Annotated in this window: 13 protein-coding genes; all 13 read right to left on the reverse strand. The window is 53.2% G+C overall.

The annotated features are described in order from the left end of the window. Window positions 1-70: 70 nt before the first annotated feature. The 13 genes from pstS to rsmG all read right to left on the reverse strand — a co-directional run bounded on the left by pstS (window position 71) and on the right by rsmG (window position 13,644). The gene (gene pstS, locus HMPREF3142_RS09710) at window positions 71-1,111 is read right to left on the reverse strand and encodes a phosphate ABC transporter substrate-binding protein PstS (protein WP_012543307.1); all 1,041 of its coding nucleotides are present in this window, start codon (window positions 1,109-1,111) and stop codon (window positions 71-73) included. 337 nt (window positions 1,112-1,448) lie between these two features. Beyond that, on the reverse strand, window positions 1,449-3,278 hold the full coding sequence (glmS, locus tag HMPREF3142_RS09715) for a glutamine--fructose-6-phosphate transaminase (isomerizing) (protein ID WP_008806727.1): 1,830 nt from the start codon (window positions 3,276-3,278) through the stop codon (window positions 1,449-1,451). Between the two features lie 183 nt (window positions 3,279-3,461). Then, a complete protein-coding gene (gene glmU, locus HMPREF3142_RS09720) occupies window positions 3,462-4,832 on the reverse strand; it encodes a bifunctional UDP-N-acetylglucosamine diphosphorylase/glucosamine-1-phosphate N-acetyltransferase GlmU (RefSeq protein ID WP_048268357.1) in 1,371 nt (456 codons plus the stop codon). 694 nt (window positions 4,833-5,526) lie between these two features. Further along, a complete protein-coding gene (locus tag HMPREF3142_RS09725; protein ID WP_008806724.1) occupies window positions 5,527-5,946 on the reverse strand; it encodes a F0F1 ATP synthase subunit epsilon in 420 nt (139 codons plus the stop codon). Between the two features lie 20 nt (window positions 5,947-5,966). Continuing rightward, window positions 5,967-7,349, reverse strand: coding sequence for a F0F1 ATP synthase subunit beta (gene atpD / locus HMPREF3142_RS09730; RefSeq protein WP_008806723.1), 1,383 nt, complete (start codon window positions 7,347-7,349; stop codon window positions 5,967-5,969). 26 nt (window positions 7,350-7,375) lie between these two features. Continuing rightward, window positions 7,376-8,239 (reverse strand): F0F1 ATP synthase subunit gamma, encoded by an 864-nt coding sequence (atpG, locus tag HMPREF3142_RS09735; protein WP_008806722.1) that lies wholly within the window; start codon window positions 8,237-8,239, stop codon window positions 7,376-7,378. A 50-nt stretch (window positions 8,240-8,289) separates the two neighbouring features. Then, window positions 8,290-9,831 carry a F0F1 ATP synthase subunit alpha gene (gene atpA, locus HMPREF3142_RS09740; RefSeq protein ID WP_012543303.1) on the reverse strand — a complete coding sequence of 514 codons (1,542 nt, stop codon included), beginning with the start codon at window positions 9,829-9,831 and terminating at the stop codon, window positions 8,290-8,292. A 12-nt stretch (window positions 9,832-9,843) separates the two neighbouring features. Further along, window positions 9,844-10,377 (reverse strand): F0F1 ATP synthase subunit delta, encoded by a 534-nt coding sequence (atpH, locus tag HMPREF3142_RS09745; RefSeq protein WP_004202307.1) that lies wholly within the window; start codon window positions 10,375-10,377, stop codon window positions 9,844-9,846. Between the two features lie 14 nt (window positions 10,378-10,391). After that, window positions 10,392-10,862 carry a F0F1 ATP synthase subunit B gene (atpF, locus tag HMPREF3142_RS09750; protein ID WP_004107293.1) on the reverse strand — a complete coding sequence of 157 codons (471 nt, stop codon included), beginning with the start codon at window positions 10,860-10,862 and terminating at the stop codon, window positions 10,392-10,394. A gap of 50 nt (window positions 10,863-10,912) precedes the next feature. After that, window positions 10,913-11,152: a F0F1 ATP synthase subunit C gene (gene atpE, locus HMPREF3142_RS09755; protein ID WP_000429386.1), complete on the reverse strand. Its 240-nt coding sequence runs from the start codon at window positions 11,150-11,152 to the stop codon at window positions 10,913-10,915. A 48-nt stretch (window positions 11,153-11,200) separates the two neighbouring features. Beyond that, window positions 11,201-12,016: a F0F1 ATP synthase subunit A gene (gene atpB / locus HMPREF3142_RS09760; RefSeq protein ID WP_004151552.1), complete on the reverse strand. Its 816-nt coding sequence runs from the start codon at window positions 12,014-12,016 to the stop codon at window positions 11,201-11,203. Window positions 12,017-12,023: 7 nt separating this feature from the next. Further along, window positions 12,024-12,404, reverse strand: coding sequence for a F0F1 ATP synthase subunit I (atpI, locus tag HMPREF3142_RS09765; protein ID WP_032741502.1), 381 nt, complete (start codon window positions 12,402-12,404; stop codon window positions 12,024-12,026). 616 nt (window positions 12,405-13,020) lie between these two features. Next, a complete protein-coding gene (gene rsmG, locus HMPREF3142_RS09770; protein WP_008806718.1) occupies window positions 13,021-13,644 on the reverse strand; it encodes a 16S rRNA (guanine(527)-N(7))-methyltransferase RsmG in 624 nt (207 codons plus the stop codon). Between the last annotated feature and the right edge of the window lie 99 nt (window positions 13,645-13,743).

A 13,743-nucleotide genomic window follows, 5' to 3' on the forward strand; every position in this document is an offset into this window, starting at 1 on the left:
GGGCCTACAGTCTGAACCGTAGGGCGGGCAGCGCCTGAACGCCCCCGCCATCTTCGTCAAAAATCTACTGTTAGTACAGCGCTTTACCGCTGCTGTCTTTGACGTTGGTTTTCCATGCCGCACGAACCTGCTCTACCACGCTTTCCGGCAGCGTCGCGTAATCCAGCGCATTCGCTTCTTTCCCGCCGTTTTTATACGCCCAGTCGAAGAACTTCAGCACTTCAGCGGTCTGTTCCGGCTTGTTGGTCGCCTTATGCACCAGGATGAAGGTGGTTGAGGTGATCGGCCATGCATTTTCGCCTTTCTGGTTGGTCAGGTCCTGAGCGAAAGACTTGCTCCAGTCAACGCCTTTTGCGGCGTTAGCGAAGTTGTCTTCAGTCGGGCTAACCGGCTTGCCGTCGGCAGAGACCAGCTTGGTATACGCGAGGTTGTTTTGCTTGGCGTAAGCGTATTCAACGTAACCAATCGAGCCCGGCAGACGCTGAACAAAGGCGGCGATACCGTCGTTGCCTTTACCGCCCAGGCCGGTTGGCCAGTTAACGGTAGAGCCGGCGCCGATTTTCGATTTCCACTCTTCATTCACTTTGGACAGGTAGCTGGTGAAGACGAAGGAGGTACCGGAACCATCGGCGCGGCGGACCACGGCGATGTTCTGCGACGGCAGCTTCAGGCCCGGGTTGAGTTTAGCGATCGCTGCGTCATCCCATTTTTTAATTTTACCCAGGTAGATATCACCGAGGGTTTTGCCATCCAGCACCAGTTCGCCGGATTTCACGCCAGGCAGGTTAACCGCCAGTACCACGCCGCCAATCACGGTCGGGAACTGGAACAGACCTTCCTGGGTCAGTTTGTCATCAGCCAGCGGAGCATCAGAAGCACCGAAATCAACGGTGTTGGCAATAATCTGCTTAACGCCACCAGAGGAACCAATACCCTGGTAGTTCACTTTATTGCCGGTTTCTTTCTGATAGGTGTCAGCCCATTTGGCATACACCGGCGCAGGGAAAGTTGCGCCTGCGCCAGTCAGGCTTGCTGCTGCGAAGGCAGAGAAAGCGCTCATCGATAAGGTCGCGGCGACAACTGTTGCGACGGTGGTACGCATAACGTTCATAATGTCTCCTGCTGGGATTCGTAAATCATTGTTTCGAGGCTATGGTGAGCAAAATAGGTCAAAGAGGTGACAGTAAAATGTACGAATTATGACAGTTTTATGACAGACCGAAAGAAGGGATTTTACAGCAAATAATAAATATATAACTCAGATAGTTATCTGTAATCATGACCGTGCAATGACAGAATAATTTTCTTTTTATGACAGCGAAATCGGACCGCAAAACGTTCGTTTGTCACCTACCGCCAGCCAAAATATTTCGCGCAAGTTCGGTAATAAACAGCAGGTGAAAATAAAAAGGGCCGCCGCCGGCAGCCCTTTGCAAGTAATGATGGTTTTACTCAACCGTTACCGATTTCGCCAGGTTACGCGGCTGGTCAACGTCAGTGCCTTTGATCAGCGCGACGTGATAAGCCAACAGCTGCAGCGGTACCGTATAGAAGATAGGGGCGATCGTCTCTTCGACATGCGGCATCTCGATGATGTGCATGTTGTCGCTACCGTTGAAGCCGGCTTCACCGTCGGCGAAGACATACAGCTCACCGCCGCGGGCACGAACCTCTTCGATGTTGGATTTCAGTTTTTCCAGCAGCTCGTTGTTCGGCGCCACCACAATCACCGGCATTTCCGCATCAATCAGCGCCAGCGGGCCGTGCTTAAGCTCGCCCGCCGCATAGGCTTCCGCGTGAATGTAGGAGATCTCTTTCAGCTTCAGCGCCCCTTCCATGGCGATCGGGTACTGATCGCCGCGGCCAAGGAACAGCGCATGGTGCTTATCAGAGAAACGCTCCGCCAGCTGCTCAATACGCTTGTCCTGGGAGAGCATCTGCTCGATACGGTTCGGCAGGGCCTGAAGGCCGTGCACGATATCATGCTCGATAGACGCATCCTGACCTTTCAGTCGCGCCAGCTTCGCCACCAGCATCAACAGCACGGTTAGCTGAGTGGTAAAGGCTTTGGTCGAGGCCACGCCGATTTCCGTTCCGGCTTTGGTCATCAGCGCCAGATCGGACTCACGCACCAGTGACGAGCCCGGTACGTTGCAGATAGCCAGCGAGCCGAGATAGCCCAGCTCTTTCGACAGACGCAGCGCCGCCAGGGTATCGGCGGTTTCACCCGACTGGGAGAGGGTGATCATCAGGCTATTGCGACGCACCGCGGACTTGCGATAGCGGAATTCCGAGGCGATTTCCACATCGCACGGGACGCCGGCTAACGCTTCGAACCAGTAACGGGAGACCATCCCGGAGTTATAGGAAGTCCCGCAGGCAACAATCTGAATATGTTCAACCTGAGCCAGCATTTCATTGGCGTTCGGCCCCAGCTCGCTGAGATCCACTTCGCCATGGCTGATGCGCCCGGTCAGGGTGTTTTTAATCGCGTTCGGCTGCTCGAAAATCTCTTTCTGCATATAGTGGCGGTAGATACCTTTATCGCCAGCGTCATACTGCAGATTGGATTCGATCTCCTGGCGTTTCACTTCCGCGCCAGATTTATCGAAAATCACCACCGAGCGGCGAGTGACTTCGGCAATATCGCCCTCTTCGAGGAAGATAAAGCGGCGGGTCACTGGCAGCAATGCCAGCTGGTCGGAAGCGATAAAGTTTTCGCCCATTCCCAGGCCAATCACCAGCGGGCTACCGGAGCGAGCCGCCAGCAGGGTTCCCGGGTCACGGGTATCCATGATCACCGTACCGTAGGCGCCGCGCAGCTGCGGAATAGCGCGCAGCACGGCTTCACGCAAGGTACCACCTTGTTCCAGCTCCCAGTGCACCAGATGGGCGATAACTTCGGTATCGGTCTCGGTGACGAAGACATAGCCGCGAGACTGCAGCAGGGCACGCAGCGGCTCATGGTTCTCAATGATCCCGTTATGGACCACCACAATGTGTTCAGAAACATGCGGATGCGCATTGCTCTCGGACGGTTCGCCGTGCGTCGCCCAGCGAGTATGGGCGATCCCGGTACCACCATGTAACGGCTGCTCTTCTACCGCCTGAGCCAGCATCTGAACTTTACCCAGGCGACGCACGCGGGTCATATGACCTTCGCTGTCGACCACCGCCAGACCGGCAGAGTCATACCCACGGTATTCCAGACGACGTAAACCTTCGAGAAGGATTTCAGCAATATCACGCTGCGCGACTGCGCCAACAATTCCACACATAGTTAAATTTCCTGATAATGGCGATATGCCATGCGTTGTCGCTGACCTGTATTTGCCCGTTTTCCGGGCGCCCCGAGCCTTGTAGAGAGTGGGGTTATTGTTATGGTACTGCCTGCGGACGGGGGTCTATATTGACCCTCTCATCCTGGTTCGCCGGGCATATTTCCCCGGCGACAATCCAAATTATTTCTTCTTCACCGGACGCTGCCAGCCCTGTTTGTGGACCTGCGGTACGCGGCTCAACACCAGTTCGTTATCGGCGATATTGCGCGTGACGGTGGTCCCGGCGGCGATAGTGACGCCGTTGCCTACCGTGACGGGCGCCACCAGCTGGGTATCCGAGCCGACAAAGACATCATCGCCAATAATCGTTTTATGCTTGTTCGCACCATCGTAGTTGCAGGTGATGGTGCCCGCGCCGATATTGACGTTATCACCGATCTCCGCATCGCCCAGATAGGTCAGATGACCTGCCTTGGAGCCTTTCCCGAGACGCGCTTTTTTCATTTCCACGAAGTTGCCAACGTGGGCGCCTTCCAGCAGTTCGGCGCCCGGGCGCAGACGGGCAAATGGGCCGATGGTGCAGGCAGCCTGCAGCTGGGCATCTTCCACCACGCTATAGGGGCTAATTTCGCAGTCATCGCCGATGGTGCTGTTTTTGATCACGCAGCCGGCGCCGATTTTCACACGATCGCCCAACACCACATTGCCTTCCAGAATAACGTTAGTATCGATCTCCACATCGCGCCCGTGCTGCAGCGTACCGCGCAGATCGAAACGCGCCGGATCGCGCAGCATCACGCCCGCCAGCAGTAATTTTTCTGCCTGCTCAGCCTGGTAGACGCGCTCCAGGCGCGCAAGCTGCAGGCGATTGTTGACGCCTTCGACTTCGCTCAGGCGCTGCGGATGCACCGCGACGATCTCGCGCCCTTCCTGATACGCCATGGCGATGATATCGGTGATGTAGTATTCGCCCTGAGCGTTGTTATTGGTGAGCTTCGCCAGCCAGCGCTTGAGGTCTGCTCCGCCGGCGATCAGGATCCCGGTGTTGATTTCCTGGATCTGGCGCTGCGCCTCGCTGGCATCTTTGTGCTCAATGATTCCCGTCACCTGGCCATTTTCACGGGTAATGCGGCCGTAGCCCGTTGGGTCATCCAGCTTCACCGTCAGCAGACCAATGCCACCCAGTGGTTTCGCGGCGCGCAGGCGCTGTAGCGTCTCAACCGAGATCAGCGGCACGTCGCCATAGAGCATCAGAATGTCTTCATCATCATTGAAGAAGGGTGCCGCCTGCTGCATAGCGTGTCCGGTTCCGAGCTGCTCAGCCTGCAGCACCCAGTTCAGGTTGTCTTCATGGAGGGTCTGACGCAGCAGATCGCCACCGTGACCGTACACCAGATGCACCGCACATGCGCCTAAATCGTTAGCGGCATCAATGACATGCTGCACCATTGGCTTCCCGGCCAGGGTATGCAGCACCTTAGGAAGATCGGAATACATGCGGGTCCCTTTGCCTGCGGCAAGGATAACCACGCTCATCGCACTATTTGACATACTCATCCTGACGGTAGTTAGAACGGAAAGTAAAAGCCTTTCACGTTGAAATTTCTACATATTTTTCATCATAAAACGAGACGTGGAGAAAACGCCCAAGCCCGCGGTTATACACCATTTTATGACGCTATTTTTAACCACTGCAAATCAGTTTAACGCTGAAAAAGGGGGGTGGGGAGGGTAATCATTGACTATCTCACTGCTTTTGCTGTTTTTTCGCCACCTGAATAAAGCGGCAGAGCGCGGCCCTATTGGCGGAGATCAACAGGAGATGAGCCGACTGAGTGTAAATCAGCCGCAGGCAGGGAAGAGCTGAAGTGATTGGTGGCATCAATAAAATACAAAAGGCCACCGTCAGGTGACCTTCATTTACCGGTTGCACATCGCCAGTGTTGTCGTTTTGATGGGCGATACGTCGTGCAAGCCGGGGAATAGCGCGTGGCTTAGAAGCTCAGTACGCTGAATTTGGCGATGATTTTATGGAACAGTTTCATGATGATTTCCTGACGCAGGTGCAGTTTGATAACGCTCTTTTATGTGACATACATCACAAAAATAGAGTCTACGCCTCATCATTTAACTAATCAATAACAATTAAGGGTGGATCCTGTTTTCACTTTATCCGCTCGCCAGCCGCTGGCCATAAAAAAAGCCAGCCTGGAAACCAGACTGGCCTTTTACGTTCAAGCCGGTGTTACATCGCTTTTTTGGTCAACTCGATAACGCGCAGTTTAGCGATCGCTTTGGCCAGTTCCGCAGACGCCTGAGCGTAATCCACATCGCCATGGGAGCTCTTAATGTGCTCTTCGGCTTTGCGTTTCGCTTCCAGCGCTCGCGCTTCGTCGAGGTCCTGACCGCGAATTGCGGTATCCGCCAGAACGGTCACGCTGCCAGGCTGCACTTCAAGAATGCCGCCAGACAGATAGATAAACTCTTCATGACCGTGCTGTTTAACGATGCGAATCATACCAGGCTTAATGGCGGTGAGCAGCGGCGCGTGTCCCGGGTAAATACCCAGTTCACCTTCGCTACCCGTTACCTGGATTTTTTCGACCAGACCAGAGAACATTTGTAACTCTGCGCTGACGACGTCCAGGTGGTAAGTCATTGCCATATCACCCTCCGATTAAGGCGTTAAAGTTTTTTGGCTTTTTCCACGGCTTCGTCGATGGAACCGACCATGTAGAACGCCTGCTCTGGCAGGTGATCGTATTCGCCTTCCATGATGCCTTTAAAGCCACGGATAGTGTCTTTCAGCGCCACGTATTTGCCCGGAGAACCGGTAAAGACTTCTGCTACGAAGAACGGCTGGGACAGGAAGCGCTGGATCTTACGTGCGCGAGCTACCACCAGTTTGTCTTCTTCAGACAGTTCGTCCATACCGAGGATGGCGATGATATCTTTCAGTTCCTGATAACGCTGCAGGATGGACTGAACGCCACGCGCGGTGTCGTAGTGTTCCTGACCAACAACCAGCGGATCCAGCTGACGGCTGGTGGAGTCCAGCGGGTCAACGGCCGGGTAAATACCCAGGGAAGCGATCTGACGGCTCAGTACTACGGTTGCATCTAAGTGAGCAAAGGTAGTGGCTGGGGATGGGTCAGTTAAGTCATCCGCCGGTACATATACCGCCTGTACGGAGGTGATAGAACCGGTTTTGGTGGAGGTGATACGTTCCTGGAGAACGCCCATCTCTTCCGCCAGAGTCGGCTGATAACCTACCGCTGAAGGCATACGACCCAGCAGTGCGGATACTTCAGTACCGGCCAGGGTGTAACGATAGATGTTATCGACGAACAGCAGAACGTCACGACCTTCGTCACGGAATTTCTCAGCCATGGTCAGGCCGGTCAGCGCAACGCGCAGACGGTTTCCCGGCGGCTCGTTCATCTGGCCGTACACCAGGGATACTTTATCGATAACGTTGGAGTCGGTCATTTCGTGGTAGAAGTCGTTACCCTCACGAGTACGCTCACCGACGCCCGCAAACACAGAGTAACCGGAGTGCTCGATCGCGATGTTACGGATCAGCTCCATCATGTTTACGGTTTTACCTACACCCGCACCACCGAACAGACCAACTTTACCGCCCTTGGCGAACGGACACATCAGGTCGATAACTTTGATACCGGTTTCCAGCAGTTCCTGAGAGCTGGACAGCTCTTCATAGGAAGGTGCTGCGCGGTGGATAGCCCAACGCTCTTCTTCACCGATGTCGCCTTTCATGTCGACCGGCTGACCCAGTACGTTCATGATACGACCCAGTGTTGCTTTACCTACCGGGACTTCGATTGGGTGCTCGAGGTCTTTTACTTCCAGACCGCGGCGAAGACCATCGGAAGAACCCATGGCGATGGTACGAACGATACCGCCGCCGAGCTGCTGCTGAACTTCCAGCACCAGAACTTCTTTACCATTCTGCACCTCAAGAGCTTCGTACACGCGCGGTACGGCATCCTGAGGGAATTCGACGTCAACTACGGCGCCGATTACCTGGACAATTTTTCCAGTAGCCATCTTGAATCCTCTACGAATTAACCTGGTTATACCGCGGATGCACCACCGACGATCTCGGTGAGTTCCTGAGTAATGCTGGCCTGTCGAGCTTTGTTGTATACCAACTGCAGCTCTTTAATCAGGCTGCCGCCATTGTCGGTCGCGGCTTTCATCGCCACCATACGTGCGGCCTGCTCGCTGGCCAGGTTTTCTACCACGCCCTGATAGACCTGAGATTCGACATAACGACGCAGGAGGGTATCCAGCAGCGCTTTCGGATCGGGTTCGTACAGGTAATCCCAGGATTTACGTTTCAGATCAGCGTCTTCTGATGCCGGTAACGGCAGCAGCTGAGTGATCGTCGGAACCTGAGACATGGTGTTAATAAATTTGTTGCTGACAACGTACAGCTTGTCCAGACGGCCTTCATCATAGGCCTGCAACATCACTTTTACCGGGCCGATCAGTTCGGACAGGGAGGGGTTATCCCCCATACCGGTCACCTGTGCAACCACGTTACCGCCAACGGCGTTAAAGAAAGAGACGCCCTTAGAGCCGATCATTGCGAGGTCGCACTGAACGCCTTTATCGGACCATGCTTTCATTTCCGCCAGCAGTTTCTTGAACAGGTTAATGTTCAAGCCGCCGCACAGACCACGGTCGGTCGACACCACCAGGTAGCCCACGCGCTTAACGTCGCGTTCTTCCAGGTAAGGGTGCTTATATTCCAGATTACCGTTCGCAAGGTGACCAATCACTTTGCGCATAGTATCTGCGTAAGGACGGCTGGCCGCCATACGCTCCTGCGATTTACGCATTTTGGAAGCGGCGACCATCTCCATCGCTTTAGTGATCTTTTGCGTGTTCTGGACGCTTGCGATCTTACTACGTATCTCTTTTGCGCCGGCCATGAGCTTCTCCTCAATGCCTTGCGGCCTGCCCTAAGACAGACCGCCAGACGTTACCAGGACTGGGTTGCTTTGAAGGAATCGAGGATGCCTTTCAGCTTGCCTTCGATTTCGTCGTTATAGCCACCGGACTGGTTAATCTCTTGCATCAGCGGAGCGTGATCACGGTCGACGTAAGCCAGCAGAGCGGCTTCGAAGCTACCGATTTTCGCCAGTTCTACATCAGCCAGGTAACCACGTTCTGCTGCGAACAGAACCAGAGACTGCTGCGCGACGGACATCGGCGCATACTGTTTCTGTTTCAGCAGCTCGGTCACTTTCTGACCGTGGTCCAGCTGTTTGCGGGTTGCATCGTCAAGGTCGGATGCAAACTGGGAGAACGCTGCCAGTTCACGATACTGCGCCAGTGCGGTACGGATACCACCGGACAGTTTCTTCATGATCTTGGTCTGCGCTGCACCACCAACACGGGATACGGAGATACCCGGGTTAACCGCAGGACGAATACCGGCGTTAAACAGGTTGGTTTCCAGGAAGATCTGACCATCGGTAATGGAGATTACGTTGGTCGGAACGAATGCGGAAACGTCACCCGCCTGCGTTTCGATAATCGGCAGTGCGGTCAGAGAACCGGTTTTCCCTTTCACTTCACCTTTGGTGAAAGCTTCAACGTATTCGGCGTTAACACGCGCAGCACGCTCCAGCAGACGAGAGTGGAGGTAGAATACGTCGCCCGGGAAGGCTTCACGTCCTGGCGGACGACGGAGCAGCAGGGAGATCTGACGATAAGCAACAGCCTGTTTAGACAGGTCATCGTAAATGATCAGCGCATCTTCACCGCGGTCGCGGAAGTATTCGCCCATTGCGCAACCCGCGTATGGCGCCAGGTATTGCAGTGCAGCAGATTCGGATGCAGTCGCTACCACCACAATGGTGTTAGCCAGCGCGCCGTGCTCTTCCAGTTTACGCACCACGTTAGAGATGGTGGACGCTTTCTGGCCGATAGCAACATAGACGCACTTGATACCGGAATCACGCTGGTTGATGATGGCATCGATAGCCAGCGCAGTTTTACCGGTCTGACGGTCGCCGATGATCAGTTCACGCTGACCACGACCGATTGGGATCATGGCGTCAACGGATTTATAACCGGTCTGTACCGGCTGATCGACGGACTGACGTTCGATGACGCCCGGTGCGATCGCTTCTACGGCGGAGAAACCGTCGTTTTCCAGCGGACCTTTACCATCAATTGGCGCGCCCAGGGTGTTAACCACACGGCCCAGCAGGCCACGGCCAACCGGAACTTCCAGGATACGGCCAGTACATTTAACCTTCATGCCTTCGGCGAGGTCAGCATACGGACCCATCACCACGGCACCAACGGAGTCACGCTCCAGGTTCAATGCGATAGCGTAACGGTTACCCGGCAGGGAGATCATCTCACCCTGCATACATTCGGCAAGGCCGTGGATGCGGATAACACCGTCACTTACAGAAACAATAGTACCTTCGTTATGAGCTTCGCTCACAACATTGAACTGAGCAATGCGCTGCTTGATCAGTTCGCTGATTTCGGTGGAATTCAGTTGCATGCTCCAGTCCCCTTAAGACTGCAAGACGTCTGCAAGGCGATCAAGACGGCCGCGTACGCTGCCATCAATGACCATATCACCCGCACGGATGATAATACCTGCCATAACAGACTTATCGATTTTGCAATTCAGCTTAACTTTGCGTGACAGACGTTTTTCCATCGCGCTGACGATCCTGGCAAGCTGTTCATCACTCAGTTGGTTGGCAGATATTACTTCTACCTCTGCGATGGCCTCACTGGCCGCGCGCAGGTGAATGAATTGCTCAAGAACGTCCGGGAGCACCTTCAGACGATTGTTTTCCGCCATCACCTTAATCAGGTTCTGGCCGTTTTCGTCGAGTTGCTCACCGCAGATAGCGATAAACGCTTCTGAGAGCGTTTCCGGCGCCAAAGCACCGGAGAGAAGCTCTGCCATTTGGTCGTTTTTGGTCACTTCGGCGGCAAACGCCAGCATATCCTGCCAGCGTTCAACACTGTTGTGTTCGACGGCAAAGTCAAAAGCTGCTTTGGCGTAGGGGCGAGCTACCGTTACAAATTCAGACATCAGCCCCTCCCTCCTTACAGTTCAGCGACAAGTTTATCCACGATGTCGCTGTTAGCAGCTTCATCCACGGAACGTTCGATGATCTTCTCGGCGCCAGCAACAGCCAGGATAGCGACCTGCTTACGCAGCTCCTCACGAGCACGTTTACGCTCAGCATCAATTTCAGCCTGCGCTTGTGCAACGATTTTGGTGCGTTCCTGTTCTGCTTCAGCTTTAGCTTCGTCCAGAATCTGAGAGCGACGCTTGTTCGCCTGCTCAATGATTACCTGGGCTTCCGCTTTCGCTTTTTTCAGCTGGTCGGTCGCGTTGGCCTGTGCAAGGTCCAAATCTTTCTTAGCGCGTTCTGCAGAAGCTAAACCGTCAGAAATCTCTTTCTGGCGTTTTTCGATGGCAGCCATTAAAGGCGGCCATACGTACTTCATGCAGAACCATACGAAGATAACAAACGCGATGGCCTGGCCGAGGATTGTTGCGTTCATGTTCACAGCACAATACCTCTTTAATTAACTCTGTGGCTTAGGTTTCTAACAACTTACTACGCGACGGCGAACATCACGTACAGACCCAGACCTACAGCGATCATCGGGATAGCATCCACCAGACCCATAACGATAAAGAACTGAGTACGCAGCAGAGGAATCAGATCCGGTTGACGCGCTGCGCCTTCCAGGAATTTACCTCCGAGGATGCCGATACCGATCGCAGCACCGATTGCCGCCAGACCCATCATCACAGCGGCAGCCATGTACAGCAGATCCATATTCAGGTTTTCCATGACAGTCTCCAGTTTGTTTCAGTTAAAACGTAGTAGTGTTGGTAAAAATCAATGCTCTTCGGACGCCATCGACAGATAGACAATCGTCAGAACCATGAAGATGAAGGCTTGCAGCGTAATAATCAGGATGTGGAAAATGGCCCAAGGCACATTCAGAACCCACTGTGACCACCACGGCAACAGACCAGCAATCAGAATGAAAATCAGCTCACCGGCATACATGTTGCCGAACAGTCGCAGACCGAGAGAAACCGGTTTGGACAGCAGGCTTACCCCTTCAAGGATTAAGTTGACAGGAATGAACGCCCAGTGATTGAACGGCTGCATGGTCAGTTCTTTAACGAACCCACCTACGCCTTTCATTTTGATGCTGTAGAAAATAATCAGGATGAACACGCCAAGCGCCATCGACAGGGTGATGTTCACGTCGGCAGACGGAACCACGCGCAGTGCAGGCAGGCCGAAAATGTGTTCGCCGATATAAGGAAGCAGGTCGATTGGCAGCAGGTCCATCAGGTTCATCAGGAAGACCCAGACGAACACGGTCAGCGCCAGCGGCGCGATAACCTTGCTCTTGCCATGGTACATGTCTTTGACGCTGCCATGGACGAAGCCGATGATCATTTCGATGAAGGTTTGGAATTTCCCTGGTACGCCGCTGGTCGCTTTCTTAGCAACGCTACGGAACATGGCAAGGAACAGCAGACCGAGAACCACCGAGAAGAACATGGAGTCAATGTTGAGCGTCCAGAAGGTGGCTGTGTGGTTGTGCGGATCCACCAGCGAGAATGTACGTAGGTCCAACTGAAGGTTGTTCAGATGGTGTCCTATGTAATCCTGCGGCGTCATATTTTCTGAAGCCATGATGCCTTTACCCTTTGTTGTTAATTACAGCTGGCGCCAGAACTTGTACCACCAGCACCAAAACCCACGTCACGATCAGCGGCATAAATACCACTCTTAAAACAGCCAGCGCCATCGCCAGAAGGGCGAAGGTTAGCAACACCTTGAAGGCTTCACCGAAGGCGAAGGTCCAGGCCACACGGCCTTTTGCTGGTGTATGCGCCTGATGACGCCAGGCAAAAATCATAAACATCAGATTTGGCAAAACCACTGCCAAACCGCCGCATACTGCGGAAATGCCCCAGAAGGGGTCTTTGAGGCTGAACAGCAGTCCACTTGCTATTACTGCCAGTAACTGAATAAACAGAAGCTTGCGAGCAACGTTTCGACTCAAGAGCGACACTGACATCACGTTTTTACTCCTGCTCCCTTTGAGGTATGTCGCGTGTCGTATAAAACGTCCTTTAAGACGAAGAGTCAAGCATCAAAAAGCGGACAAATTATACGGTGACGCCCCGTGATTTCAAACAATAAGTAGCAAAATAGTGAATAAATGTTTAATTATTTTCCAACGGACAACTTTCCGTGCATTTCAGCGTTCTGTGAGCAGTCATACAAAACTGCAAATAACGTGGAAACACGGCAATTAAAGCGTGCATTAGATCACATAATAAACATTTCAAGCGCCCTTTAATGAATCAAGGACATAAAACACTATTTTTCATGCTTTTGATATTCAAGATAAAAAGTGAGGACATTATCTAAAACAACCTCACATACAATAAAAACCTTTTATTGACATTTATAATAAAAATTTAACATCACTATGCTGTTCATCCGTGTCGATTTTTAGCACCCTGATATTTTCAAAGTTGACTATTTTGTCAGTGAATCACTTATGCTAAGTTAACCGCAGGAAAAGCCATAGTAAAAACATGGTTAAATGCAGCCCGATAATATCGCGGAGTGACCTTTATTTTTGTAACATCCGCGGGCGACATTTTTTCCACATTTTTTGATAAAAATTAACGCGATTTTGGTTGAATTACCACCAGGTGTCGCTCCCCTTCCAGCTGAGGAACATGCAGCTCAATCACCTCGGCAATACCATACCCTTCCGGCAGGTTTTCCATTTCGTCTTTTTGCGCTAACCCTTTGAGTGCATAGAAGTGACCGTTCGCCGCCGGCAGATGATGGCACCAGCTCACCATATCATTGAGCGATGCGAAGGCGCGGCTTATCACACCGTCAAACGGCGGTTCGGCCGGGAAGGCTTCCACGCGGCTCTGCACCGGGGTGACATTATCCAGCTTCAGCTCATGCTGCACCTGACGCAGGAAGCGCACGCGCTTGCCGAGACTGTCGAGCAGGGTGAAATGCGACTCCGGACGCACGATGGCCAGTGGAATGCCAGGGAGCCCCGGTCCGGTCCCGACATCGATAAAGCGCGAGCCCTGCAGATAAGGCGCCACGATGATGCTGTCGAGGATATGACGCACCAGCATCTCATTCGGATCGCGAACGGAGGTCAGGTTATAGGCTTTGTTCCACTTATCGAGCAGCCCGACGTAGGCCACCAGCTGGTTTTTCTGGTGATCGGTGAGCGAAATACCCGCTTCATCCAGCAGACGAGAAAGTTTGTTGAGCACAGTCTGTACCTTCAAAAAATAATGAGCCCGGAGGCGCTAACGCTTACCGGGCTATGAATGATAAAGGCGAACGCTGATTATGCAACAGTGAAATCAGCG

The sequence above is a fragment of the Klebsiella sp. HMSC16C06 genome (assembly GCF_001808325.1).
Lineage (GTDB): Bacteria > Pseudomonadota > Gammaproteobacteria > Enterobacterales > Enterobacteriaceae > Klebsiella > Klebsiella variicola.